The organism is Paraburkholderia sabiae, from assembly GCF_030412785.1.
Classification (GTDB): Bacteria; Pseudomonadota; Gammaproteobacteria; order Burkholderiales; family Burkholderiaceae; genus Paraburkholderia; species Paraburkholderia sabiae.
Genome location: NZ_CP125295.1, coordinates 2,663,665 through 2,688,576 on the forward strand (window position 1 = coordinate 2,663,665; position 24,912 = coordinate 2,688,576).

23 protein-coding genes are annotated in these 24,912 nt (G+C 58.3%); 15 read left to right on the forward strand and 8 right to left on the reverse strand.

Features of this window, described 5'->3' with window-relative positions; all coding sequences use genetic code 11:
* Positions 1–100: 100 nt before the first annotated feature.
* Positions 101–1,825, reverse strand: coding sequence for a GMC family oxidoreductase (locus QEN71_RS11945; RefSeq protein WP_201658289.1), 1,725 nt, complete (start codon positions 1,823–1,825; stop codon positions 101–103).
* 234 nt (positions 1,826–2,059) lie between these two features.
* Positions 2,060–3,106, reverse strand: a complete 1,047-nt coding sequence (locus tag QEN71_RS11950) for an NADH:flavin oxidoreductase/NADH oxidase (protein ID WP_201658291.1) — start codon at positions 3,104–3,106, stop codon at positions 2,060–2,062.
* 223 nt (positions 3,107–3,329) lie between these two features.
* On the opposite strand from QEN71_RS11950, the gene QEN71_RS11955 reads away from it, so the two are divergent.
* Entirely contained in the window at positions 3,330–4,265 is a 936-nt protein-coding gene (locus tag QEN71_RS11955) for a helix-turn-helix domain-containing protein (RefSeq protein ID WP_201658293.1), read from the forward strand.
* A 61-nt stretch (positions 4,266–4,326) separates the two neighbouring features.
* On the opposite strand, the gene QEN71_RS11960 is transcribed toward QEN71_RS11955, so the two are convergent.
* Positions 4,327–5,217: an arginase family protein gene (locus QEN71_RS11960; protein WP_201658295.1), complete on the reverse strand. Its 891-nt coding sequence runs from the start codon at positions 5,215–5,217 to the stop codon at positions 4,327–4,329.
* A gap of 713 nt (positions 5,218–5,930) precedes the next feature.
* Here QEN71_RS11960 and QEN71_RS11970 point away from each other — a divergent pair.
* On the forward strand, positions 5,931–6,341 hold the full coding sequence (locus tag QEN71_RS11970; RefSeq protein WP_201658297.1) for an EthD domain-containing protein: 411 nt from the start codon (positions 5,931–5,933) through the stop codon (positions 6,339–6,341).
* Positions 6,342–6,388: 47 nt separating this feature from the next.
* Here QEN71_RS11970 and QEN71_RS11975 read toward each other — a convergent pair whose 3' ends face one another.
* Positions 6,389–7,327 (reverse strand): AraC-like ligand-binding domain-containing protein, encoded by a 939-nt coding sequence (locus QEN71_RS11975; RefSeq protein WP_201658300.1) that lies wholly within the window; start codon positions 7,325–7,327, stop codon positions 6,389–6,391.
* A gap of 146 nt (positions 7,328–7,473) precedes the next feature.
* The gene (locus tag QEN71_RS11980; protein WP_201658303.1) at positions 7,474–7,851 is read right to left on the reverse strand and encodes a hypothetical protein; all 378 of its coding nucleotides are present in this window, start codon (positions 7,849–7,851) and stop codon (positions 7,474–7,476) included.
* A gap of 293 nt (positions 7,852–8,144) precedes the next feature.
* Between QEN71_RS11980 and QEN71_RS11985 the strand changes: the two genes are divergently transcribed.
* The 5 genes from QEN71_RS11985 to QEN71_RS12005 all read left to right on the forward strand — a co-directional run bounded on the left by QEN71_RS11985 (position 8,145) and on the right by QEN71_RS12005 (position 13,801).
* Positions 8,145–9,230: a porin gene (locus tag QEN71_RS11985; RefSeq protein WP_201658306.1), complete on the forward strand. Its 1,086-nt coding sequence runs from the start codon at positions 8,145–8,147 to the stop codon at positions 9,228–9,230.
* A gap of 12 nt (positions 9,231–9,242) precedes the next feature.
* Positions 9,243–10,241 carry a sugar ABC transporter substrate-binding protein gene (locus tag QEN71_RS11990; protein ID WP_201658309.1) on the forward strand — a complete coding sequence of 333 codons (999 nt, stop codon included), beginning with the start codon at positions 9,243–9,245 and terminating at the stop codon, positions 10,239–10,241.
* A gap of 82 nt (positions 10,242–10,323) precedes the next feature.
* On the forward strand, positions 10,324–11,832 hold the full coding sequence (locus tag QEN71_RS11995; RefSeq protein ID WP_233472069.1) for a sugar ABC transporter ATP-binding protein: 1,509 nt from the start codon (positions 10,324–10,326) through the stop codon (positions 11,830–11,832).
* Entirely contained in the window at positions 11,829–12,836 is a 1,008-nt protein-coding gene (locus QEN71_RS12000) for an ABC transporter permease (protein ID WP_201658312.1), read from the forward strand. The genes QEN71_RS11995 and QEN71_RS12000 overlap by 4 nt, the downstream gene beginning before the upstream one ends.
* 23 nt (positions 12,837–12,859) lie before the next feature.
* Positions 12,860–13,801, forward strand: a complete 942-nt coding sequence (locus QEN71_RS12005; RefSeq protein WP_201658315.1) for an ABC transporter permease — start codon at positions 12,860–12,862, stop codon at positions 13,799–13,801.
* Between the two features lie 353 nt (positions 13,802–14,154).
* Here the strand turns inward: QEN71_RS12005 and QEN71_RS12010 are convergent, their stop codons facing one another.
* The 3 genes from QEN71_RS12010 to hpaR all read right to left on the reverse strand — a co-directional run bounded on the left by QEN71_RS12010 (position 14,155) and on the right by hpaR (position 17,188).
* A complete protein-coding gene (locus tag QEN71_RS12010; RefSeq protein WP_201658318.1) occupies positions 14,155–15,813 on the reverse strand; it encodes a GMC family oxidoreductase in 1,659 nt (552 codons plus the stop codon).
* Between the two features lie 29 nt (positions 15,814–15,842).
* Positions 15,843–16,274 (reverse strand): nuclear transport factor 2 family protein, encoded by a 432-nt coding sequence (locus QEN71_RS12015; protein ID WP_201658321.1) that lies wholly within the window; start codon positions 16,272–16,274, stop codon positions 15,843–15,845.
* Between the two features lie 512 nt (positions 16,275–16,786).
* Complete coding sequence (gene hpaR / locus QEN71_RS12020) at positions 16,787–17,188, reverse strand: homoprotocatechuate degradation operon regulator HpaR (protein WP_201658445.1); 402 nt, start codon at positions 17,186–17,188, stop codon at positions 16,787–16,789.
* A gap of 161 nt (positions 17,189–17,349) precedes the next feature.
* Here hpaR and QEN71_RS12025 point away from each other — a divergent pair, with 161 nt between their 5' ends.
* From QEN71_RS12025 to QEN71_RS12060, 8 genes are read left to right on the forward strand one after another with little or no spacing between them, the layout of a single operon-like run.
* A complete protein-coding gene (locus tag QEN71_RS12025; protein ID WP_201658336.1) occupies positions 17,350–18,111 on the forward strand; it encodes a fumarylacetoacetate hydrolase family protein in 762 nt (253 codons plus the stop codon).
* Positions 18,108–18,866, forward strand: a complete 759-nt coding sequence (locus QEN71_RS12030; RefSeq protein ID WP_201658339.1) for a fumarylacetoacetate hydrolase family protein — start codon at positions 18,108–18,110, stop codon at positions 18,864–18,866. The genes QEN71_RS12025 and QEN71_RS12030 overlap by 4 nt, the downstream gene beginning before the upstream one ends.
* A gap of 17 nt (positions 18,867–18,883) precedes the next feature.
* Positions 18,884–20,344: a 5-carboxymethyl-2-hydroxymuconate semialdehyde dehydrogenase gene (gene hpaE, locus QEN71_RS12035; RefSeq protein ID WP_201658342.1), complete on the forward strand. Its 1,461-nt coding sequence runs from the start codon at positions 18,884–18,886 to the stop codon at positions 20,342–20,344.
* Positions 20,345–20,369: 25 nt separating this feature from the next.
* Positions 20,370–21,233, forward strand: coding sequence for a 3,4-dihydroxyphenylacetate 2,3-dioxygenase (hpaD, locus tag QEN71_RS12040; RefSeq protein ID WP_201658345.1), 864 nt, complete (start codon positions 20,370–20,372; stop codon positions 21,231–21,233).
* Positions 21,234–21,248: 15 nt separating this feature from the next.
* Positions 21,249–21,647: a 5-carboxymethyl-2-hydroxymuconate Delta-isomerase gene (locus QEN71_RS12045; RefSeq protein WP_201658348.1), complete on the forward strand. Its 399-nt coding sequence runs from the start codon at positions 21,249–21,251 to the stop codon at positions 21,645–21,647.
* Between the two features lie 22 nt (positions 21,648–21,669).
* Positions 21,670–22,473 carry a 2-oxo-hept-4-ene-1,7-dioate hydratase gene (gene hpaH / locus QEN71_RS12050; RefSeq protein ID WP_201658351.1) on the forward strand — a complete coding sequence of 268 codons (804 nt, stop codon included), beginning with the start codon at positions 21,670–21,672 and terminating at the stop codon, positions 22,471–22,473.
* A gap of 8 nt (positions 22,474–22,481) precedes the next feature.
* On the forward strand, positions 22,482–23,297 hold the full coding sequence (gene hpaI, locus QEN71_RS12055) for a 4-hydroxy-2-oxoheptanedioate aldolase (RefSeq protein ID WP_201658354.1): 816 nt from the start codon (positions 22,482–22,484) through the stop codon (positions 23,295–23,297).
* 21 nt (positions 23,298–23,318) lie between these two features.
* On the forward strand, positions 23,319–24,767 hold the full coding sequence (locus tag QEN71_RS12060) for an NAD-dependent succinate-semialdehyde dehydrogenase (protein WP_201658357.1): 1,449 nt from the start codon (positions 23,319–23,321) through the stop codon (positions 24,765–24,767).
* Positions 24,768–24,912 lie beyond the last annotated feature (145 nt).

Below are 24,912 nucleotides of genomic sequence, written 5' to 3' on the forward strand. Positions count from 1 at the left end.
ATGCGGGGCACTAAGTTCGATTTGCCTCTTCCGTCCTGCTTCTAGCGGAGGCCCGATGATGTCGTCGATGTGATGGCACAGCCGTCGTCCGATAGAGCTGTTATCCGGATCTGCGTCTCGCTTCCATGCACGCCACCTCGCCGGTCGGAGGCTGGACGTAAGTGGCTGAACTCGCGCATGCTTGACCAAGACCGAAACTCTTGTCTGTCCCGTCTTGCTTGATGAAGTCGGCGGCGCGCTCTGCAATCATCGCAACCGGAGCTGTCGTGTTGCCACGCACCAGCACCGGCATAACCGATGCGTCGACCACTCTCAGTCCATTAATACCACGCACACGTAAGCGACTATCGACGACGGCATCCTCCGTATTGCCCATTGCACATGTGCCTGCGCAGTGAAAAGCCATCTGTACATGTTGCCGTACATACGTCTCAAGCGATCGTCTATCGTTACCGACCGCGACTCCAGGTAGCGTCTCCTGCCTAATGAAGTTCGCGAGCGGCGACGCCTTCAAGACCTCGCGAGAAAATCTCACCCCGCGGATCAAGTTCTCCACGTCGCGACCGTCCTTCAGATAATTCGAGACGATGATGGGTGTCTCCGTCGGGTCTGAACTTCTCAGCTTGATCGACCCGCGGGAAAAACTTGTCAGGCAGCACGGCGCAACCGAGTAGCCATGAATCGGCGCTATGTCGCCAAGTTTTCCCCAACTGGTCGAGGCCATCGCCAGCGTATGGATCTGGATTTCCGGCCGCCCGTCACCATCGAGATCGAGAAAGCCACCCGCCTCGACGAGATTCGAACTGAGCACACCTTTTCGAAACAACATCCATTCCAGGCCGTGACGAATCGCTCGTATTCCACGGTCTTGCCCAAGCAGGCTGATGGGAGATCTCAGCTCCCCGTCCACCGGCACCACCAGATGATCCTGAAAATTCTCGCCCACTCCCGGCAGATTCTTGTGTACCTTGATGCCGAGCCTTTCTAGTTCGTCACCATTTCCGACACCTGAAAGCATTAATAACTTGGGGGAAACAACCGCCCCCGCCGAAATAATCACTTCCGCTCGTGCCATGATGCGTTTTTCGGACCCGTTGTGGCCCCGAACGAGCACGCCCACTGCACGCTTGCTTTCGATGATTACGCGAAGAACTCGCGTATCGGTCTGGATGATGAGATTGCCACGTGCTTGCGCTGGCCGAAGATATGCGCGTGCAGTGCTAACACGCTCCCCCCTTCGACTGGAAATCTGGTAGTAGCCTACGCCCGCCTGTCGAGCACCGTTGAAATCATCGTTAGCGGCAACATCTATCCCCGCGCGCGAACCGGCCTGTATTGCCGCCTCAATGAAAACGTCGCTTAGAACGTGCTTATATCGAGTATCCGATACCGTGAGCGGGCCGTCATTACCGTGGTACTGATTGGCGATTCGAAGGTTGTTTTCGGCGCGCTTGAAGTACGGAAGTACGTCACTGTACCCCCAATCGAGGCACCCCATATCGCGCCAACCGTCGTAGTCTTCTTGCTGACCACGAACATAGAGCATGGCATTAATCGAGTGGCCGCCACCAAGCGTATTGGCCTGCATTACCTGGATTGGTCGGTTGTCCGTGTAAGGTTGCGGCTCGGAAAAGTACTGAATCGTGCGCTTAGTACCCATTGCGCGGAAATATGCACCGTTCACCTTGATCGACAGGCTTCGATCGTGTGTTCCCTGTTCAAGGAGAAGAACGGTCTTTCCACTGAGTTCGCTAAGGCGGGACGCCACCACGCAGCCGGCAGCGCCTCCACCGACTATGATGTAGTCGTAGGTATCGTTTTCCATACGTCTCCTGCCCGCTTACTTTCATCTACTGGTAGTAGGGTGGACTATAGGTACTTCGCTTTTTTTACTCTCGGACGTCCGCGCCATTCGATCGACCACTCGCGCCACGGCCAGCACGCGGGGCTTGACCCTAACAATATGTGATGACGCGGATATCCCGGTCGCGGAGTGTCGTGCGCTTTGTCAGATGGCCCCGCGTAGGCAAATGCGATGTCCCTTGAGGCGAGCAAGAACTCAATGTCCGCGCTCGTAAGGGCCTGTAGCGCGTGCGTACGCGGGGATTGCCAGCTCCGGATTCGCGCCGGCCGATTTCGCCACATTCAAGAGCCAGAACGGGTTTCGCAGAAGTTCACGGCCCATGTAGACAAGGTCGGACGCTTCTCGATGCAGTATGGATTCGATCAGCTCACTGGAAGTGATTGAGCCGTTGCACCCGACGGGGATATTGAGCGCGCGCCTGATTTGCTCCGCGTACCCAACCTGATATCCGGGATAAATCTCGCCGTCGAACGTGGGCGTGAGTCCTCCCGCCGACACGCTGAGCGCGTCGACTCCAAGTGACTTCAGACGCTCGCCAAGACCTATCGTGTCGACGATTGTCGCGCCACCCTCGCCCGCCTTATCCTCGGCAGACAGGCGTACGATAAGTGGCTTGTCTTCTGGCCATGCCTTCCTCACCGCCTCGACGATTTCCAGCAAGAACCGCCAGCGGTTCTCACGCGAGCCGCCGTACTCGTCATTTCTCAAGTTACTTAGCGGCGAGAGAAACTCGTGAATGAGGTAACCGTGCGCGGCATGAATTTCCAGGCAATCGAAGCCGGTCTGCGCAGCACGTGAAGCCGCATTTCCGTACGCGTTCACCAGGCCTTTGATTTCGTCCAGCGTCAAAGCAACAGGCTGCAGCGCATCGTCGCTGTGAGCTATCGCAGACGGGGCGAAAATCCGCTCGCCAGCCGTCGACTTGCGTCCGGCGTGCGCGAGTTGCAGTGCCGACGCAGCGCCGCATGCGCGGATCAAACCAGAAAGACGAGTGAGCCCTTCGATCTGGTTGTCGTCCCACAGGCCGAGATCCTTCTTGCTGATCCTCCCGGCGCGATCGACCGCCACCACTTCGGTCGTGATGAGGCCGACGCCACCTAGCGCTCTGGCGCCGTAATGCGCCAAATGGAGATCGGTTACCCGTCCATCGTCCTGGCCGGTGTACATGAGCATAGGGGCCATCGCGATGCGGTTTTTGATCGTCACACTACGAAGGGTGAGCGGCGTGAATATAGAACTCATATGTCCTCAGTTGGAAAGCAGGCGGCGCTCCAAAAGGGATCGCCGAGGAACCGTGGCTCAGACCATACGTCGGCAGGCTCATGTCCACTCTGCTTTTCGCGCCAACCGTTAGACTGCTCGTGCCGCTTAAGATTAAGGGTTTACTTCAATTTACTCTGAATGAGTGATCGCGCATCGTCGAAGGTCGCACTCGCGCAGTTTGGTGGTCAGGAGAGAGGTAGCCATGAATGCTTCAAAGTTCAGTCTCAATGAGGTAGCTGAACTTCAACGGATGGCGTATTGGCAGGACGCCATTTACAAAAACTACCTGACAGTTGACTGCCGGAGGCTTGATCACCGGTCCTTAGCCGGCAACATTCGGGCGAGTCGAGTCGGAGGACTCGACCTGAGTGAGGTCACCTCTCCTCCTATGAGCTACCACCGCGGCCCTAACCAGATCGCAGCAGGAAACGAGCGACATTTCCTGCTTGTACTGGCGGTGGAAGGCCAGGGCATTGTTAAACAGCGAGGTAATCGCACGCTGTTCGGACCCGGTGATATGGTCATATACGGATCGCAGGAAGCTTCTGAAATCAGCTACCCAAATGGATCCACCACCCAGGTCATCAGAATCCCAAGTTCGCTGCTGGAAGACCGGACCAGTTCAACCGACCGCATAGCTGCAAACCTCTTGGACGGGTCATCACCCGGGGGAGCGATAGCCCGTGCCCTGATTCGCGAATGCATCGCGGCAAACCTGGGTGATCATGTTGCTGACAGCCGCTTGGCCAATGGTGTACTGGAAATCCTGACAGCCGTCATAGAAAACAGTTTGCCGACGGCTAGTCTCTCAAGAGGTGCCGTTCCGCTTTCTCAAGTCAAAAAGTATGTGGAGGAGCATTTGCTTGATCCCGACCTGAGCGTCCAACAGATCGCTGTGCATAACAGCGTATCGGTTCGAACGCTCAACCGGATGTTCGCCGCTGAAGGCACGACAGCCGTCAACTGGATCTGGACCCGGCGCCTCGCAAACAGTTACAGGCTGTTGAGCGAAGGAAAAGTCCGGCAAGTCAGCCAGGCCGCCTTTGATAGCGGGTTTAACGACCTGTCACATTTTGGCCGCGCATTCAAGAAGCGTTACGGCCGGCTCCCTCACGAAGTATTGCGAAACGCCAACTGAGCGAACGGAGTTCTTCGCTGGCGCCCTACATCTGACGCGCTGCAATAAGGCCTTGTGACGACTATACAGCGGTCGCATTGCCGATGAGGGGCAGCCGTTCCAGCATTTCCTTCAGGGCGAGCGCGTCCCAAGGCAAATGCTCCGCGATCCCAAGGCCGACGACGTCGGCAACACTGGCAACGTCACCAAGAAGTTTCACCGTTTGCTCGATCGTCAGTTCGCCCCGCGCGACGCCCATGTAGGCGTCAGCAGCCAGGTCCGGCTTGGCGAAAAGAAGTGCGCGGAACATCGATGGGTCCAGGACATCGAGATCGAAATGGATTGCCAGGTGTTTCGCACCTGTGGACTTGAACCAGTCCAGAACAGGTTTGCTGCCTTCTTGCGCAAGTTGCGTCGGCCCAACGTTCCTGAGCCCTATGCGCTTCATCTCGGTCATTTCCCACTCGGACGGATCATGCAGACCCGCGTACATGACATTCTCCGGTTTGATAGGATGCTTAACCATTCGAGAAAAATCGCGGTCGCCCTGCCCCATCAGGTTACCCAATACCATCGCGTGTGCGTTGTAATACTCCGTGGGCGTCATGATGTCCGGGTGGGAATCTACCCACAGCACGGCCAACTCACCAGAATAGCGCTCGTTGAGATAGGCAAAGGGCGCCAGGTCGACGAGACAGTCGCCTCCGAGCACCACGATTCGATCAGGTTGATGTTTATCAATCAATTGGCGCGCCTGACGCTGCTGATCGAGCAGAGCACCGCGTGCAATGATGCCATCTTCCATCCGAAGTGGTTCTTCACCAGGCGCCGCCACCGGGACCTCTTCGACGGGACCAGTTGGCTCAGGAGCAAGCCAGGCAAGCAGCTTCGCGCCAAAATGGTAGGGAGGATTGTCGCCCCCTTGCCACTGCGGAAAGATCAGACGAAGTGTTTTGTCTTTGGATTCGGTCATGAAGCAACTCCTATGCTGTCTGTGTCGATGATGAGTTCGAAACGGGATGCCCGAGAAGAATGCGGCGAGCGGTCATGTCACGATAATCCGCGAGTCGGGATGCATCGAAGACCTACAAGACTAAGATGTCCCGTATCGAGCCATTCGAGCGACACCGGTGTTTGGAGGAAAAACACACCAACCTCCATCCTCGTGATAGAAGAAAGCGATCCTCAGCGGGCCCGCGAGTCGCACCACCTCGATGTCCACGAAACGCGCGCCGCTAGCGGTGCGTCCGAATTGCTTCACGTGTAGCGGTCTGGCAGGCGTTGGCGCAAGCCATTTATCAACCAGCGACCGCAAGGATATTTCACCAAGTCCCATTTTCGTCACTCGACATCAACAATTTCCAAGAACAGCACTGGGCGCGGTAAGACTGATGTACTCAATATCAAACCGCTTGATGAGAAGTGTAGGTAGGTGAAAGAACGCGGCTTCGCTGTGCGTGCCAATGGAATAAACCCTGAGTGCCAAAATGCAGAGTCGTGACGTAATCTATGAGCACCATACGCCTGCAAGAAATCTAACACCCATATTCCCCGCAGGCCGGCACTTTCAGATGGTCGCCTGTGCGCCCAGTTAGAACTCGTCGGACCTAAACTGGCAGCCGTAGACCAGCCTATTGTCGCTCCCAGTCATGTGCAGCTGTTTTGACCGGATTACGCTGACTATTATTGATCCGCAGTGCTCCGCTTTCCGAGCCATTGTGGTGGCGGCAACTCCGCCGCCTTCACCGACTCAAATACGCTATGCACACTATCGCCTTTCTCTTCAAGCGCAAGCCGGGCATGACACGGGAAGCATTCGAGCATCACTACAAGGAAGTGCACGGCCCGATGGTCGCAAAACTGCCAGGCCTTATCGAGTATCGACAATGCCCGGTCCGCGAGGCGAATCGGGGTGACGTGCATGCACACGTCCCATCCGGATTCGACGCATTATCAATCTATACGTTCGAAAGCGTGGGCGCGGCTGAAGCGGCGTGGAATTCCCCGGCGAACGAGCCGGTGCAGCATGACACGCGCGAATTCATCGATGTAGAGACAATGGTCACATTACCGTTGTTCGTGCGCACGGTAGTGTGACGTTCCGCAAGTCAGTGTGCCGCGTATCCGCGATGGGACGGGCGGCTTCAATGCGACTTTCGCAACAAGCTATTCGGCATGACACCAAACGCCTTTTTGAACGCACGCGTGAAGTGCGAGAAATCACTGAACCCACAGTCGATGGCGGCCTCTGATACTTGCCTTGCGCGGCCCTCCGATAGCGCCTGATAGCTTGCAGAAAGGCGCTTTTGCCACAGCCATCGGATAGCGGTCGTACCTTCTGCCGCAAATAACCGATGAATCGTGCGCGGTGCAATATGGCATTCCAACGCAATAGTCGCGATATCGAGATCCGCATCGCCGAGTCGCTCAAGCATGTAACGCTTGATCTTTTCGACTTGCATTGCCTGTCGCGATTCGACCCCTCGCGCGCCCAGCAGCTCGTTCTCTATTGCCACAGAAACAATGTCAAGAACTGGACCGCTCAACCGCGCGGCGAGCTGTTCATCGGCGAAATCCCAGACCTTTACCGATTCCCGGAGCACAGAGTTAACTAACGCCCCGAGCCGGGAATCCCCTGCGAATTTCAACGCCATCGCCTTGTCAATGGAAGGCACACGGGTCGACAGCGCGAGACGGGGAAATTTCAGGACGAACGCGCGATACTGCTCTCCGAAACGCATGCCGAATGGACGCGCCGAGTCGTAAAGGCCGATATCCCCTGGCCCCAATGTAGTCTCGCGCCCATCCTGCGCAATCGCCACACTACCTTCCTGGATCAGGCAGAGTTGTATGTCGTCGCTGGGCAATTGACGAATGTCGTCGGTCGTCCGCGAGTAAGCCATCGGAGACGACGTAATATCCGTGAGTCGCGCTGGCCCCCATTCATGCACTGATACGCGTGCGTCCAGTTCGCGCTCGAGCGGAAGGCAGGTCACCGCAACATATGTCCGGCAAATCACGTCACGCCAGTAGTCGAAGCGGTCATCCTCGGAAATCTGCGAGGTTGAGAAATGTGTCGCCATGGATGAGCTGCGAGGGAAGAGGAATTTAGAAAGGTGTGAAATGCAAAGCAGGATTCAGGCCAATCTCGATGACCATCTTCAGGCCACCAGTGCCCGATTAGCGTCTGCGCACAGAAACCGAGCGGCCACCCCGCGCGATGCATCGGTCACACCACCGATACCAGGAACACACGTTCCCCATATTCGCGAAGCGTATCGGAAATGGTGCGCGTATGCGCTGCGCCCCACAATGAGCATTTTCCCGACCGGCGATGGCGAGCGGCCAAAATAGATATCGATATTAGAACGCCCGTTCGCCTGATGGCGCCCACCTCCCGCCACCAGGACCTTTCGCGATGCTGCCGGGTGGGCCGACGTTCGCGCGCCTCCAATCCCGCTGACCATTTGCCGCCTTGATCTTTAACACGATAGGCGGCGCACAGGCTCGTCGGCTGCGCAACCGTCACGCATCCCCAAAAAAGATCGCCCCCCATCTTGTCGGGTAGCCGAACTTGCCGGCTCCAGTCGACGAACATCATCGCCATCGATGCGGGTCCTCTTCGAGAGTGTCCCCATTCACAAATGCCTGAGTCGACAGGTCCATCACTCTTTTACCCAATCTGGCGAGCGAAGTCCATCGGATGGCATTCCTGATCGAGTACAGAGAATTTCGCCTTCATACATTTCAATCGTCCATTCCTTCTATAACCAACATCATCGGGAAGATTACATGCCAGTCCAATTAGCCGGGAGTTCCGTATGTCGTCAACAATGGAAGACCTTTAGAGACGCATCCTTCCTTCGACGCGCGGGCCACCACTTTTTCGCCGGCGCACTGATGTCCGCAACGATCGGCATCGCTCATGCCGAATCGAGCGTAACGCTCTATGGAATTTTCGATTCGGGGATTCGCTACGTTTCATCGATTGACGGCCAGCACAGCAAGACGTACCTCGCATCAGGTGGCATGAATCCCGACGAATTCGGTATCCGAGGAACAGAGGATCTCGGCGGCGGCCTCCGGGCGGTGTTTGACCTGGAAAATCAATTCTCAGGCGCCGATGGTTCCGCCCCACCTGTCAGCACAAGCCCACAACTCTTCGGACGTCAAGCCTACGTCGGACTCGAAAGCGATAAGTACGGGGCACTGACGTTCGGGCATCAGTACAACGCAATGAATATCCTGTTCGACTATGCACCGATATGGGTCGACGGAGCATCACCGTTTTATGTCGCGGGCGACAATCTGGCGCTCGGCTACCGGATCAGCAGCAGTGCAGTCTACAAGAAGTCCTTTGGTCCGGTAGCGATTCAGCTTGACTATGGCTTCGGTGGCCAGCCCGGGAGTCTCGCAAAGGGCGCGACGGCAGGCGGTAGCGTTGCGTACAACTTTGAAAGCGCCGAAATTGCCGGCGCGTACGATCAGTACAAGAGCGCTGACGGCGCAAGCCTTGCACAGGTTTGGACTGCGGGCGGCCGTTACGCCATTGGCAAAACGACACTGTTTGCAGGCTACATGCATAACTCTAACAGCGGCCAAAATAACCAGAGAAGAGACCTTTACTTCGGCGGCGCACAGTACTCTGTCACCCCCGCATTTTTGCTGTCTGGTGGCTACTTCTACTATCAGCAATCTTCGTGTTCCGGTACCTGTACGGCTGGCCAGACCGTCGCATCGGGCAACGGAGGTGGCCAGATCTTTGGCATTTCAGGCGGCGGTGGCGCCGGACACGCGAACATTCTCGCGCTGTCCGCCAATTACTTCCTTTCCAAGCGCACTGCTCTGTATGCGGAAGTCGACACATATCGACTGAGAGGCGGCGCTGCTCGAGATCAAGTGTATTACTGGACGGGAACCGACAATCCAAACATGACGTCCCTAAACCAGTACACAGCGTTGATCGGTCTGACTCATCATTTCTAAGGATTGCCTATCATGCATCTCGCCAAACGTCTCGCTTCAACAATCTCTCGCGCGACCGCCGTGATCGCGCTGGTTGCTACCACCGCCACCTCCGCACATGCAGCTGCGGCCAACGCAAAGGTCATCCTGCTGGGCGCTGACGACGTCTGTGCCTATTGCGCAGCCTACAACACCGCTGCGCGGCAATACGCTACGGAGAAAGGGATCGATCTGAAGATCGTCACCAACAAATTCGATGCAGCTCAGCAAGCCGCGCAGGTCGACCAGGCAATCGCGCAGAAGCCGGCCGCGATCTTGCTGTGGGCGATCGATGGCACAGCGCTGCTTCCGTCGATGCACAAGATCCAGCGTGCCGGCATTCCACTCTTGTTGACGAACGTCCTTCCCGATCAAAAATATAACAGTCTGTGGGCCGGATACAGCGGTGTGAACGACGAGGCCCTGGCCCGCGCTGGAGCGCATCTGCTGGTCGACGGATTCAAGGCAAAGGGACTGGGTACCACAGGCGAGATCATCGAACTTACGGGATACGTGGGGCAGGCGCAAGTCATTGCGCGCCAGCACGGCTTTGAGGACGAGTTAGCCAAAATTGCACCGGGAATCAAGATCGTCGGCGTACAACCGGGCAATTGGGATCAAGGTACCGCGACCACCGCTGCGGCAGGGCTGTTCACCAAGTTCGGCGCAAACATCAAAGGGGTGTACGCGCAGGAAGACGCCATGGCCGCCGGTGCGATTGTCGCAGCGGAGCGCGCGGGCCTGGCACCCGCAAAGATGGCCATTGTGGGTTCGGGATGCGAGCCCGTCGGAGTCGAACTGCTCAAGTCGGGCAAGCTCTACGGCACTGTTCTCCAGTCGCCCATGGACGAAGCGCACTATGCGATCGATGGCGTCGTTGACCTGCTCAACGGAAAAGCGCCCGACAAGCTGCGATACGTCCCGCATCCGGCGGTAACGGGAAAAGAGAGTGTCGATAGCGTTTGCAAGTCTTGGCCCAAATCCTCCAGCTGAGCCGAGTGCGGCGACTTTTTACCATTTTGTGCCATGGGTGTACAAAACCGCGCCCATGGTCTTCTGCTTGGCAGGCAATATCATGACCGATTCCATACTCGTCGCGCACGATCTCAGCAAACGCTACGGCGGCGTGCAAGCACTTCGCAGTGTCGGCTTCGAACTCAGACGTCAGGAAATCCATGGGCTGTGCGGCGAAAACGGCGCAGGCAAGAGCACCATCGTCAAGATCCTCGGCGGATTTGTCAAACCCGACACCGGAACCGTCACGGTCGACGGAGTATCGATCGCGCTTGGTGAACGTGTTGACCCGCGCCTTATCTCCATCGTCCACCAGGAACTATCAATCGTCCCTCACTTGTCCGTCTCCGAGAACGTCATGCTCGGAGCACCGGAAGTGGGAGCCATCTATTTGCGCAGCCGCTTCGATGCGATCGTGCGCAAGCACCTCGACGCGGTCGGCTTGTCACACATCGATCCCTCGAAGCCTGCCTCTACCCTCAGCCTGGCAGAGCGTCAACTCGTCGAAATCGCACGCGGGGTCGCGCGGGGTGCGAAGGTACTGTTGCTCGATGAACCCACTGCAACCCTATCAGATGCGGAAATTAGCCGCGTGTTCAGCGTCCTCCGCACTCTGAGGGATGCAGGCACGTCACTAGTCATCATAAGCCACCGGCTTGACGAAATCTTCGCCCTCACCGATCGCGTCACGGTGTTCCGGAGCGGCCAGCACGTCTGGACGCGTCGGACCGACGAGCTCACAAACGATGAACTGGTTCGCGCCATGATCGGCCGCGATCTTGTGCGCGGAGACCACGCCACATCCAGAGTGCCGCGCGACTCCGGGACACTGCGCATCCGGACAAGGAATCACGCGTTGGCGGCTCGATTCAAGGCCTTTGATCTGGCATTTGCCCCTGGGGAAATCGTGGCCGTCGTTGGGCAATTAGGATCTGGAGCGGACGCATTCATCGAAACGCTGGCAGGATTGCACCCAGCATATACCGGGCACATCGAACTCGACGGAAAAGCTGTGCTATTGCATAGCATCGAAGCCGCGCACGCGGAGGGCATCGCCTACGTTCCGGAGGATCGTGCCGGAAAAGGCGTCTTTCTGGACGCGCCGATCGGCATCAATCTTACCTCCCATATTCTTCCCCAAGTGAGCACGCGAGGCTGGATCTCTTCTCCGGTAGAACACGACCGTGCGTCGTCCCTCGCCGGCGAATTCCAGATCGACCCCAGCAGACTACCTCACGACGTTTCGACGCTAAGCGGTGGAAATCAGCAGAAGGTCGCAATTGCAAAGGCTGTTAGCACGAAACCACGGCTACTGCTGCTAAACGAACCAACGCGCGGCGTCGATATCGGCGCTCGCGCCGAGATCTATACGCGCATTCGAAAACTCACTGAAGGAGGCATGACGGTGATCTTTTATTCGACGGACCTCGAGGAGATTATGGAGGTTGCAGAACGAATCGTAACTGTCTACCGGGGGAGCATCGTTCGATTTTGGGAGCGAGAAACCGCGACCAATGACGACATCCTGCACGACATTCTGCATGGCAGTGGTATCCTGGAGGCAGTATGAAGATGGTGATTTCTTCGACCCCCAACGCATCCAAAACGAACCAGTCGCAATTCCGCATCTGGTTACGCAACGAATTCAGCCCGAATCGTGTGCAGGCAACGACGGTCCGGCTGCTTTGTTTGATCGTGTTCGCCGGAGCGGGAATGGTTGTCCCGCACTTTGCTTCAACTGCCAACCTCTCTTCGATCGTCTACTCAACTGCGGCGATCGGCACTGCGGCAATCGGTCTTGCGGCCGTTACGCTTTGCGGCGAGCTATTTCTCCTCTCCACCGGCGCGACGGCTGCGTTTGCAGCAATCGTGTTCGTGTCTGCGCTTGGATTTGGCTCGGTCGCAGCATGCGTTGCCGCCGTGGCGGTCGGGCTAACCATCGGCTTTCTTCAAGGGCTAGCGGTCGGACTGCTGCGTTGCAATCCGATCATCGCATCGATCGCAGCGGCATCAGTGATTACGGGAGTGGCGTCGTTGCTCACGGGCGGAAGGACGATCATCGGCGAGGGCGACGTATCATGGCTTGGGCTGGGTGTGTTGTTTCCGGGGCTACCTCATCAAGGGCTGCTTCTGGTTGTCGCGGCGCTTGTGCTTGAGATCGTTATGCAACGTACCCGATTCGGCCGTGAATTGCGGCTCGTCGGCATCAATCGCGTTGCCGCGCGTATTGCAGGTCTGAGAACCCGGCTCACTGCACTTGTCAGCTGCACCTTGGCCGGTGGTACTGCGGCGATGGCCGGCGTTCTCGTCGCATCACAGTCTGGGACAGCAAATCTGCTGATCGGCACCGATTTAACCTTTAGCGCGATCGCCGCGGTGCTCGTTGGAGGAATCGGTATTGCCGGGGGACGGGGAAGGATTTCGGACGCCGCATTCGGCGCCCTCTTCCTCGCGATAATCGGGAACCTGTTGCTCGTCAACAACCTGCCCTACGAAGCGCAACTTGCGGTCAAAGGTGCAGCGGTCCTCATCTCGGTCGCGATCGGCAGCGTCCTCAGCGGAAAGCGCCGCTAATCCTCTCTAGACAGGCAAACACCATGAACATACTCATACAGCGTGCCCCGTGGCGCCTCTTTTTGCCAATCGCTCTTCTGCTTATCTTCTCGATCAGCAATCGCGATTTCGTGTCGCTCGGTAATGTTTACGCCCTGCTGCAGTCGTTCGCACTTCTGGGCCTCGTAACGCTGGGTCTTTCACTAACAATGGTTGCCGGAGAGTTCGACCTGAGCGTCGGTTCCATCTCCGCGGTGGCCGGCCTCGTTCTCGTAAAATGCGGAGAGTCTCACCCGATTCTTGGCATCGCGGCGGCCCTCGCAGCCGGAATCGCGATTGGCCTTGCAAACGGCGGTCTCACGCGCACGTTGCGGGTATCTTCCCTCGTCACTACTCTCGGCTCGATGATCCTCCTCAATGGCGTCGCTGTCTGGCTCGAGGGTGGCCAGGTGTTGGCCTACAACAATTTCGAGGAGGCCGATCTGCTGGACTCAGCAATCGCCGGCATTCTCTCGACACGCAGTCTGATCACACTCGGGGTCTTCACTCTGACGGGAGGAATGCTGGCATTCACGCGGGTCGGCCGCGACATCCGGGCAGCAGGCAGTAACCGGAGAGCCGCCGAAATGGCCGGTGCAAACGTATCGCTTGCCCTTTACGTTGCGTTCGCCTTGTCGGGCGCCCTTGCCGCACTGACGGGTGCCTTGACTTCGATCAGCCTGTCAACGGCATCTTCGCGATTTGGCACAGACCTCGTACTCCAGGCTGCAACTGCTGCAATTGTCGGAGGCGTTACGCTCAGTGGCGGGGTCGGTTCACCAACGGGAATTGCCTTGGGTGCACTGACGTTTGCGATATTGAACAATGGTTTAAGTTTGCTCGGCGTCCCTTCAGCGACCATTCTCCTTCTGAATGGTGGGTTGCTGTTCATTGTTCTTGTCTCCAACGGCCGGCAGATATTCCCGCGGCTAGCCCTCCGGCACTAGATCATCACGAAACTGGACGGCGGGTAAGTCGATGGACGCCCGCCTGCTGAGCGCTGGAGCCTGACGATACCGTACACATCGCGGCACATCGCGCGGTGCATCCTTTCCATGGACCACACCCAACGACATCAGTGGCAGTGACCACATCTGGTTCAATACGGTAGCAACAACCCGTCGCTCCAATTCACTCATCACTCGGAAGGCATATGGACAAAAAAGAGACGGTAGACACTGATGTCTACCGTCTCTTTTTGCCAAATGTCACACTCAACGAGCACATCGCCCCGTTACATCGTGAGCAATCGCGCGCCGCGAGCGGTCTCCGTTAAGATCCGCCAGACTTCATGCCTGATTTATATCGCGGTTGCAACGCTTGCGACAGACTGGAGTTTCTCAATCTTTCCACTGCCGGAACGGCGGATAAAATCTGCCGCTCGCTCGGCTATCATGATAGTCGCGGCTGCGGTGTTTCCGCGAACCACCTTCGGCATTACTGATGCATCTGCTACGCGCAATCCTTCAATGCCCCGCACGTTCAGTTGAAGATCAACAACAGCATCGTTCGTGACGCCCATCGCGCACGTTCCGGCTGCGTGCAGACCGGTGGAGCTTCGTGCGCGAATATACTCCTCGATATCCTTGGTTTCGTCCGAAACAGCGGCCCCCGGCAGCTGTTCTGATTTCAGATATTTCGCCAGCGACGGCGCGCGCATTATATGTCGTGCCAGACGGACGCCTTCCACCTGGTTTCTCATTTCCTGCTCATGGGCAAAAAAGTTTCCAAGTACTCGTGGTGGTTGCTCCGCATCTCGGGTCCGCAGACGAACTTCCCCCTTCGAATGGCAGGTCAGGCATAACGGTGCAAGCGAAAAACAGTGCACGTCCTGAGGCAGCGGGTCTCCCCAACCCGCAGAAGAGACAGCGAGCGCGTTCAAATTGATCTCGGGCCTTCCGTCGCCGTCAATGTCAAAATATCCGCCACATTCGACTACGGTCGAGGCCAGTGCGCCAGTTCGGAACATTAACCACTGGAAACCGTTGCGCGCCGCATTCCACCCTCTGTCCTGCCCCATCAGACTAACAGGCTCTTTCAAGATCGCGTCGACGGGTGTGATCAGGTGATCCTGATAGTTCGCCCCGACCCCCGGCAAGTCTGCCTCAACCTTGATACCTAGTTCAGCGAGATGCGCAGCAGGCCCAATGCCCGAGAGCATGAGGATCTTGGGGCTCATGAAGGCCCCCGCGCAGAGTATCACCTCGTTTCGAGCCGAAACCCTGTGTTCGCCAGAACGCGTCCTGACGGCCACACCCACCGCTCGACGATTTTCCACGATGATTCGGGTCACCATAGCGTCCGTCTGCACAGCCAGATTTTTTTGCTTGCGGTCCAGGTACGCTCGCGCGGTGCTAACGCGCTCTCCTCTGTACGTGAACGATTGATAAAAGCCTGCCCCTTCCTGCATACCGCCGTTGAAATCCGGATTGAACGGAATCGGTCGGCCGTCACGATAGCCCGCTTCCTGCGCAGCCCGGACAAACGCATTAGAAAGTTCGTGACGGTGATCGGCGTCGGATATCGTTAGCGGGCCGTCTACCCCGTGAAACGGCAGGGAATAGCGTGCATTGCTTTCGGACATCCGGAAGTACGGCAATACATCCTCATAGCCCCATCCGGAGCACCCCATGTTTCGCCAGTCTTCGAAGTCTTCCTTCTGACCGCGCATGTAGACCATCGCGTTGATAGAGAGCCCCCCGCCCAACACGCGTCCCTGAAGAAACGGATACGTCCGACCGCCGCAGGCAGGTTCAGGCTCCCCTGCATATGTGAACGTACGCTTCGTTCCATGTAGCTTAAAGAATCCACCCGGAGCTCTGATGAATATGGACCTGTCATGAGGCCCCTCTTCAAGCAGTAACACCCGCTTGGTTGGGTCTTCACTGAGCCGGCCCGCAACGACGCACCCGGCCGCACCACCGCCAACCACGATGTAGTCAAACACTTCATTGTTCATACATGTCCTCGCAGCTATCGACAGAATCGTCAAAAAGCGCTGTCGAGAATCGCGTCCAGCCGCCGTATCCGCCACTCGCCATCGGTCTCCTTGACGGCTTCAATGAGGTAGCGGCCAGCCGTCGCGACACGCGTCTCGCCATCCTTTGAGGCGAGAACGACGATGTAGATCGAGAGCTTCGCAGTTGTGGGTGTTTGCTCTTCGAACCGCCCGGTACTGATGATGTGGCGACGTTGATCCGTCTGAGATCTGCGGATTCCAGAGAGGACAGCGACGATTTCGGCACGCCCGACTACAGGGCCCCATCCGATATCGGTATGCGTTACCGTGCCGCCAGTAGTTGCGTCTTCTGTGAAGGCATCGGCGAGCATGTCGAAATCGCCTTCGTCGTAGCCCCAGCAATACTTTGCAAGTGCATCGAGGATAAGCGCACGATCGTCGGCGTTGATATAGCGTGCCACGGTTGTCTCCTTTGGCCTGTCAATTTTGACCCTTCGAAAAATCGCTCGTTTTCGTGATCAGGCGCGGCCTGTCTCGAAGAATCGACCGGGCAACGTGGCCCTGCATCGATGGATCGAGACGGCAGCCCGCGCCCTGCACGGCGCAGCGACATTAGATGGCCACCGTACGCCAAAAGATTTCAATTGACAGTGTCTCGCGTGCCATCCGATCGACCGGGCGCGCCAACCGTGACAGTTCTGGTGGGGAGTCAGTTAACGTAATCTGAGTACCGTGGGCAGATCAGCATGTGGCGTGCATACGGCAACCCTCACCTCAGTCCCAAACTCTTGGTGAGGATGACGGCGACTAGCAATACGTAATGTGATGGCGTAGCCCTGCTGTTCATAATTGCCACTAGCAGGGCGAAGAATGATCGACGATCAGTACCCGTACTCATCAAGGAGACTTCACACACCCGACTGGCGCCCCAACTCGCCGACCGACTGCGCAAGAACAGGCGTAAAGAGAATTCTCACTCTCGATCCAGGCCGACGAGCAACTCGTCGATAGCCTTATACAACCGGTCGACGACGGGCGCACCGACGTCACGCTCCAGCACCCGATACTCGGCCTCAAGATCCGCTGACAATGTCAGTACCAACTGCGTGCTTTTCTCCGTCAGTGAAACCAGAATGCGGCGCTGATCATCCGCAAACCGTTCTTTCACAACAAGGTCTTGCGCCTCCATCCGCGCAAGAACGCCCGCCATACTGGGACTCGAGATCGTGCATAAGTCGGAAATCTGCCGTGGCTCCAACGGCCCGCACTCGTCGAGCGCGCGGATTACGCGCCACTGCTGCTCGGTCAGTCCATATGCACTTATCAAAGGACGGAAGCGTTCCATCATCTTTTCTCTGGCCCGCAACAGCAGCATCGGAAGGTTGCGGTGCAAAAGTTGATCAGCAGACGTATTTCGCATGGTGTATTGATCGTTCGTGCTCGGTCATGGGGGAAACCCCGCCACAAAATCCCGTTGACCGTCCATCGTAACAGGAGCACAATCACTAACATCTTAGTGTTTTTCGACCAAGGCCCATGTTCGTCGTAAATGACCATCTGATCCATCTCGAAGAGGAGCCCATGCCTCGCGATATGGATGTGCGGCGCGTCCGTGAACTGCTGGCGCAAGTTAAAACCTGCCGAACCCCCGTCGACGGTACGGTCTACGGCACACTGTTGAACGACCGTGCCGCGCTCGATGCGTTGGGCGGCGCGGTGAACGCGCCCCCGTACAAGGCGCCGCCACAAGCCCCTGTGCTGTACGTCAAGCCGCGCAACACACTCGCAGGGCATGGCACAGAAATCGTTGTGCCAGACGGCGTCGAAGGCGTACAGATAGGCGGTTCACTGGGCATCGTCATCGGACGCACGGCGTGCCGCGTGAACGTCGACGAGGCACTGGACTTCGTCGCGGGTTACACCGTCGTCGCGGATCTCTGCGTGCCACACGAAAGCGTCTATCGGCCGTCGGTCCGCTTTCGCGCACGCGATGGTTTTTGCGTGATCGGCCCCGCCATCGTCGCGCGTCGGCATGTTGCCGATGCTGATGCGTTGAACATCGAAATCAGCATCGAAGGAAAGCACACGCTTCATGCAAACACCGCGACGTCGATTCGAAACGTCGCGCGGCTGATCGCCGATGTCACCGATTTCATGACACTCGCGCCAGGCGACGTCCTGACACTCGGCGTGCCGCACGGTGCGCCCGTAGCGCTTCCTGGTGACAAGGTGCGCGTCACAATCGGCGACTGGGCGCCGCTTGATTTTTCGATGACCACCCAAGGAGGCGCGCGATGATGCGAGGCCGTGTTGCATACGCTGGCGCCATTCACGAGGCGTATCCGCACGAACGCGGCGTGCGGTTGGCCGATGGCCGAATTTGTCGCGAAGAAGACGTCGTGTGGCTCGCGCCTATCGAATTCGGCACGATCTTCGCGCTCGGCCTGAACTACGCCGAGCATGCAAAAGAGTTGCAATTCTCGAAGCAGGACGAGCCGCTCGTGTTTCTCAAGGGGCCCGGCGGCGTAATTGGCCATCGCGGTGTAACGCGCCGTCCTGCCGATGTCACGTTCATGCACTACGAGTGCGAGCTTGCCGTTGTGATTGGCCGCCCCGCGAAAGAAGTGAAGCGCGAGGACGCGATGCAGTATGTAGCCGGGTACACGATCGCGAACGACTACGCCATCCGCGACTATCTGGAGAACTACTACCGCCCTAACCTGCGCGTAAAGAACCGCGATGGGGGTACGGTGCTCGGCCCCTGGTTTGTCGACGCAGCGGATATTGCCAACGTAGCGCAGCTCGAATTGCGCACCTACGTAAACGGCAAGCTGCATCAGCAAGGCAGGACCCGTGACCTCGTTACCGACATTCCCGCGCTGATCGAATATCTCAGCAGCTTCATGACGCTTGCGCCGGGCGACATCATCCTGACGGGCACGCCCGATGGCATCGTCAATGTGGATGTCGGCGACGAAGTCATCTGCGAGATTGACGGTCTTGGCCGTCTCGCCAACGTAATTGCATCCGACGCGGATTTCAACCGCGACTGACTCACAAGGACATGCCAATGCGAATCGAACATCTGATCAACGGCAAAAATACGGCTTCGCGCGAGTATTTCGAAACCGTCAATCCCGCCACGCAAGAAGTGCTGGCTGAAGTCGCGAGCGGCACGGCGTCGGACGTCGACGCTGCCGTGCTCGCCGCGAAAGACGCGTTCCCCGCATGGGCCGCGAAGCCCGCCGCCGAGCGTGCGAAACTCGTGCGGAAGCTCGGCGAGCTGATCGCGAAGAACGTCCCCGAACTCTCCGATTCAGAAACGCGCGATACAGGGCAGACCATTTCGCAAACGCGCAAGCAACTGGTGCCGCGCGCCGCCGACAACTTCACGTACTTCGCGGAGATGTGCACGCGCGTCGACGGCCACACCTATCCGACCGACTCGCACCTGAACTACACGCTGTTTTCTCCTGTCGGCGTGTGCGCGTTGATCTCGCCGTGGAATGTGCCGTTCATGACGGCGACGTGGAAAGTCGCGCCGTGCCTGGCGTTCGGCAATACGGCCGTTCTGAAGATGAGCGAGCTTTCGCCGCTGACAGCGTCAATGCTGGGAGATCTCGCGCTCGAAGCCGGGATTCCCGCGGGCGTGCTGAACGTCGTGCACGGGTATGGCAAGGACGCAGGCGAGCCACTAGTCGCGCATCCGGATGTGCGCGCGATTTCCTTCACGGGTTCAACGGCGACGGGCAACCGCATCGTGCAGACGGCTGGTCTGAAGAAGTTTTCGATGGAACTGGGCGGCAAGTCGCCGTTCGTGATCTTCGATGATGCCGACTTCGAGCGTGCGCTCGACGCCGCCGTGTTCATGATCTTCTCGAACAACGGCGAGCGCTGCACGGCAGGCTCGCGCATTCTCGTGCAGAAGTCGATCTACGCGAAGTTCGCGGAGCGCTTTGTCGAGCGCGCAAAAGGGCTGACTGTCGGCGATCCGATGGCAGACAGCACGATCGTCGGTCCTATGATCAGCCAGGCGCATCTGGCGAAAGTGCGCAGCTACATCGAACTCGGTCCGAAGGAAGGCGCGACGCTCGCGTGCGGCGGGCTGGATGCGCCGTCGTCGTTGCCTGAGGCTTTGAAGAAGGGCAACTTCGTCAAGCCCACGGTATTCGTCGACGTAGACAACCGAATGCGTATCGCACAGGAAGAGATCTTCGGTCCTGTTGCGTGTCTGATTCCGTTCGAGGACGAAGCCGAAGCGATCCGCCTCGCCAATGATATTTCATACGGTCTTTCGAGCTACGTGTGGACCGAGAACACGGGCCGTGCGCTGCGCGTGGCGGCTTCCATCGAAGCAGGCATGTGCTTCGTGAACAGCCAGAACGTACGCGATTTGCGCCAGCCGTTTGGCGGCACAAAAGCCTCGGGTGTGGGACGCGAAGGCGGTACGTGGAGCTACGAGGCATTCCTTGAGCCGAAGAACGTGTGCGTATCGCTCGGCTCGCATCACATTCCGCGTTGGGGCGTTTGAGCGTGCGCACAGAGGAGACATCGCAATGGGCAAACTAGCACTGGCCGCAAAAGTAACGCACGTGCCTTCGTTGTATCTGTCGGAACTGGACGGACCACACAAAGGGTGTCGCCAAGCTGCAATCGAGGGTCATCATGAAATCGGAAGACGCTGCCGCGAACTTGGTGTCGACACGATCGTCGTGTTTGATGTGCACTGGCTGGTGAACAGTGAGTATCACATCAACTGCGCGCCGAAATTCGAGGGGATCTATACGAGCAATGAGTTGCCGCACTTCATCAACAATATGGAGTACGCGTATCCAGGCAATGTGCAGCTGGGCAACCTGATAGCAGAAGTCGCGAATCAAATGGGTGTGAAAAGCCGGGCGCACAGCGAGACTTCGCTCGACCTGGAATACGGCACACTCGTTCCGATGCGGTACATGAATTCGGATCAGCACTTCAAAACAGTATCCGTCGCTGGCTGGTGTATGTGGCATGACCTGTCGACGAGCGCGAGGTTCGGTCTCGCGGTGCGCAAGGCGATCGAGGAGCACTACGACGGCACGGTTGCGATTCTCGCAAGTGGCTCGCTCAGTCATCATTTCGCTAACAACGGTACTGCCGAACAGTTCATGCACAAGGTGTGGGACCCGTTTCTCGAACAGACCGACCGGCACGTCGTGTCGCTTTGGGAGAAAGGCGACTGGAAGACGTTCTGCGGCATGCTGCCGCTCTACAACGAGAAGTGCTGGGGCGAAGGCGGCATGCACGACACAGCGATGCTGCTCGGCGCGCTCGGTTGGGACCGTTATGAAGGTAAGGCTGAGGTGATTACGCCATATTTCGGCAGTTCCGGCACCGGGCAGATCAACGCGATTTTGCCCGTGACACCGTTGCCCGCCTGACGGAAGGAGTTCGACGTGCCACATCTCACGCTTGAATACAGCGCCAATCTGGCGAATGAAGAATCGATCGGGGACCTTTGCAGGAAGCTCGCACAATCGCTCGATGCGCAACGAGAGAACGATCAGCGCCTGTATCCACCTGGCGGAATTCGCGTGCGCGCATTGCGCTGCGAGCAGTACTGCATCGCCGATGGCAAAACCGAAGCCGCATTCCTTCACGCGAATCTGAAGATCGGCGCTGGCCGTTCGGAGACGGCGAAGAAAGCGACGGGCGACGCGCTTTTCGAAGTGATCAAACTTCACTTCGCCCAGACCTTCGAAAAACAGGGGCTCGCGCTCTCGCTCGAAATCAACGAGTTCAGCGAAGCGGGCACCTGGAAGCACAACAATCTGCACGTGCGCCTGAAAAGCTGAGCAGCACCAGGGAGACTTCACCATGCTAGACCAAACGACGATTCGCGAGCTTGCCGCGAAGCTCGACCAGGCCGAAAAAACACGAACGCAGTTGCGCCATTTTTCAGCCGCGTATCCCGAGATGACCATCGAGGATGGTTATGCGATCCAGCGCGAATGGGTCAAGATCAAGCTGGCCGAAGGCCGCGTGATCAAAGGCCGCAAGATTGGCCTGACTTCGCGCGCGATGCAGCGTTCGTCACAAATCGACGAACCTGATTACGCACCGCTGCTCGACAGTATGTTTATCGAAAACGGTCAGGACATTCGCGCCGACCGCTTCATTGCGCCGCGCGTCGAAGTGGAACTGGCGTTCATTCTTTCCAAGCCCCTGAAAGGCCCCGGCATCACGCTATTCGATGTGCTGGATGCCACCGCTTACGTGACGCCCGCTGTGGAGATCATCGACGCACGAATCGAGCAGTTCGACCGCGAGACCAAAGCGCCGCGAAAGGTGTTCGACACGATTTCCGACTTTGCCGCGAATGCGGGAATCGTAATGGGCGGACGCCCCGTGCGTCCGATGGACGTCGATTTGCGCTGGGTCGGTGCGCTGCTATACAAGAACGGCGCGATTGAAGAGAGCGGGCTCGCCGCCGCCGTCCTGAATCATCCCGCGACAGGCGTCGCGTGGCTCGCGAACAAGATCGCGCCCTATGATGAAGGCCTCAATGCAAACGACGTGATCCTCAGTGGCTCGTTCACCAGCCCGATTGCGGCTCGCGCCGGGGATACCTTCCACGTCGATTACGGTCCGCTTGGGGCGATTGGCTTCAAATTTGTGTGAGACGCGAGATGAAAGATTTCGGCAATACCTTTCGCGATGCACTTCGCGCCGGACAAACCCGAATTGGGTTGTGGGTCGGCCTGGCGGACGCAAATTCCGCCGAACTTCTGGCGACTTGCGGATTTGACTGGCTTCTATTCGACGGCGAGCATGCGCCGAATGATGTGCGTACAGTCCTGGAACAGCTACGCGCCGTGGCACCCTATCCCGTACACCCCGTTGTCCGCCCTGTAAACGGTGAAACGTCCTTGATCAAGCAGTACCTCGACGTCGGCGCGCAAACGCTTCTGGTACCAATGGTCGATACGGCCGAGCAAGCCGAACAGATCGTGCGCGCCATGCGATACGCCCCAGAAGGCATCCGCGGAATGGGTGCGGCGCTGGCGCGCGCTTCACGTTGGAATCAGATCGAGGACTACGTTAATCGCGCAAACGACGAAATGTGTTTACTCGTGCAAGCGGAGACGACACTCGCTATCAGGAATTTGCGGACCATCGTTGAGGTCGACGGTGTGGACGGCGTATTTTTCGGTCCAGCAGATCTTTCGGCGTCGATGGGTCTTCGCGGCCAGCCGAATCATCCCGACGTGCAACAAACCATCCTCGACGGAATCAACACCGTCCGTGCAGCTGGCAAGGCGGCCGGCGTGCTGATGGCGAACCAGCAGGTGGCAGAGATGTATCTCGACGCCGGTGCGCAGTTCGTCGCTGTCGGCGTCGACACCACCCTCCTCGTTCAAGCTGCTTCCTCGCTCTCGCAGCGTTTCAAGCAGAAGAATATTCAAACGTCGGACCGTGGCACATCCTCCGCTGGCGTCTACTGAACACTCTGGAGCAAACCTACGATGAACCTGAAAGACGCAAGCCTCCTGCAGACGAAGGCTTACATCGCCGGCCAGTGGCAATCGGCGGACGATGATAAAACGTTCGATGTCGTGAATCCCGCAACCGGCGAGCTGATTGGCGCCGTTGCACTCATGGGCCAAAGCGAGACGCGTCGTGCAATCGACGCGGCGAACGCCGCATGGCCGGCCTGGCGGAAGCGCACTGCGAAGGAGCGCTCCGCGATCCTGCGTAAATGGCACGACCTGATGGTCGAGAACGCGGACGATCTCGCGCTGATCCTGACGACCGAGCAAGGCAAGTCGCTCGCGGAGGCGAAGGGCGAAATCGTGTACGCCGCGTCGTTCCTCGAGTGGTTCGCCGAGGAAGGCAAGCGCGTGTACGGCGACACGATCCCGACTCCGGCGGTCGACAAGCGCATTGTCGTGACGAAGGAGCCGATCGGCGTGTGCGCGGCGATCACGCCGTGGAATTTCCCGGCGGCGATGATCACCCGCAAGGTCGGCCCTGCACTCGCGGCCGGCTGCCCGATCGTCGTGAAGCCGGCCGAGGCGACGCCGTTGTCGGCGCTCGCAATGGCCGTGCTGGCCGAGCGCGCGGGCGTGCCAGCCGGCGTGCTGAGCGTCGTGACCGGCAAGTCGCGCGTGATCGGCGCCGAGCTGACGTCGAACCCGATCGTGCGCAAGCTGACGTTCACCGGTTCGACCGAGGTCGGCCGCGTGCTGATGGCGCAATGCGCGACGACGATCAAGAAGGTATCGATGGAGCTCGGCGGCAACGCGCCGTTCATCGTGTTTGACGACGCTGATCTCGACGCCGCGGTGGAGGGTGCAATCGCGTCGAAGTACCGGAACAGCGGGCAGACCTGCGTGTGCACGAACCGCTTCTACGTGCACGAGCGCGTATACGACGCGTTCGCGCAGAAGCTTACCGCTGCGGTCGGCGAGCTGAAGGTCGGGCGCGGCATCGAGCCGGGCGTCGCGCAAGGCCCGCTGATCAACGAAGCGGCTGTGCTGAAGATCGAGGAGCACATCGAGGACGCGCTCGCAAAGGGTGCACGCGTGACGACCGGCGGTAAGCGTCACGCGCTCGGCCACAGCTTCTTCGAGCCGACAGTGATGACAGGCGTCACGACGGACATGAAGGTGTCGAAGGAAGAGACGTTCGGCCCGCTCGCGCCGCTGTTTAAGTTCAGCTCGGACGACGAAGTGATCCGCTACGCGAACGACACCGAGTTCGGTCTCGCCGCTTATTTCTACAGCCGCGACATCGCGCGCGTCTGGCGCGTCGCCGAGGCGCTCGAGTACGGCATGGTCGGCGTGAACACCGGACTGATTTCGAACGAGGTCGCGCCGTTCGGCGGCGTGAAGCAGTCAGGCATCGGTCGCGAAGGCTCGCACTATGGAATCGATGACTACGTCGTGATCAAGTACTTGTGCCTGGCTGTCTGAGCTGAAACGCCTGGGCGGTCGAATTTGCGCCGAAGGCGGCCGCCTGGTCACCTTCGGCTTTTTACGTCAGCCCCATGCGCCTCCGACCTCTGATCATCTGACGGATGGTCGGCCATCGCTCACCCGGCCAAATTTGCCCACTTCA

Excerpts from the sequence above, each read along its gene's own strand:
- QEN71_RS11985 (WP_201658306.1), top strand. The coding sequence starts at position 8,145 with ATGTCCGCAACGATCGGCATCGCTCATGCCGAATCGAGCGTAACGCTC.
- QEN71_RS11995 (WP_233472069.1), top strand. The coding sequence starts at position 10,324 with ATGACCGATTCCATACTCGTCGCGCACGATCTCAGCAAACGCTACGGC.
- QEN71_RS11960 (WP_201658295.1), bottom strand. The coding sequence starts at position 5,217 with ATGACCGAATCCAAAGACAAAACACTTCGTCTGATCTTTCCGCAGTGG.
- QEN71_RS11950 (WP_201658291.1), bottom strand. The coding sequence starts at position 3,106 with ATGAGTTCTATATTCACGCCGCTCACCCTTCGTAGTGTGACGATCAAA.
- hpaD (WP_201658345.1), top strand. The coding sequence starts at position 20,370 with ATGGGCAAACTAGCACTGGCCGCAAAAGTAACGCACGTGCCTTCGTTG.
- QEN71_RS12005 (WP_201658315.1), top strand. The coding sequence starts at position 12,860 with ATGAACATACTCATACAGCGTGCCCCGTGGCGCCTCTTTTTGCCAATC.
- hpaH (WP_201658351.1), top strand. The coding sequence starts at position 21,670 with ATGCTAGACCAAACGACGATTCGCGAGCTTGCCGCGAAGCTCGACCAG.
- hpaI (WP_201658354.1), top strand. The coding sequence starts at position 22,482 with ATGAAAGATTTCGGCAATACCTTTCGCGATGCACTTCGCGCCGGACAA.
- QEN71_RS12025 (WP_201658336.1), top strand. The coding sequence starts at position 17,350 with ATGTTCGTCGTAAATGACCATCTGATCCATCTCGAAGAGGAGCCCATG.
- QEN71_RS12000 (WP_201658312.1), top strand. The coding sequence starts at position 11,829 with ATGAAGATGGTGATTTCTTCGACCCCCAACGCATCCAAAACGAACCAG.
- QEN71_RS11980 (WP_201658303.1), bottom strand. The coding sequence starts at position 7,851 with ATGGCGATGATGTTCGTCGACTGGAGCCGGCAAGTTCGGCTACCCGAC.
- QEN71_RS12060 (WP_201658357.1), top strand. The coding sequence starts at position 23,319 with ATGAACCTGAAAGACGCAAGCCTCCTGCAGACGAAGGCTTACATCGCC.
- QEN71_RS11945 (WP_201658289.1), bottom strand. The coding sequence starts at position 1,825 with ATGGAAAACGATACCTACGACTACATCATAGTCGGTGGAGGCGCTGCC.
- QEN71_RS12010 (WP_201658318.1), bottom strand. The coding sequence starts at position 15,813 with ATGAACAATGAAGTGTTTGACTACATCGTGGTTGGCGGTGGTGCGGCC.
- hpaR (WP_201658445.1), bottom strand. The coding sequence starts at position 17,188 with ATGCTGCTGTTGCGGGCCAGAGAAAAGATGATGGAACGCTTCCGTCCT.
- QEN71_RS11990 (WP_201658309.1), top strand. The coding sequence starts at position 9,243 with ATGCATCTCGCCAAACGTCTCGCTTCAACAATCTCTCGCGCGACCGCC.
- hpaE (WP_201658342.1), top strand. The coding sequence starts at position 18,884 with ATGCGAATCGAACATCTGATCAACGGCAAAAATACGGCTTCGCGCGAG.
- QEN71_RS11955 (WP_201658293.1), top strand. The coding sequence starts at position 3,330 with ATGAATGCTTCAAAGTTCAGTCTCAATGAGGTAGCTGAACTTCAACGG.
- QEN71_RS11975 (WP_201658300.1), bottom strand. The coding sequence starts at position 7,327 with ATGGCGACACATTTCTCAACCTCGCAGATTTCCGAGGATGACCGCTTC.
- QEN71_RS12030 (WP_201658339.1), top strand. The coding sequence starts at position 18,108 with ATGATGCGAGGCCGTGTTGCATACGCTGGCGCCATTCACGAGGCGTAT.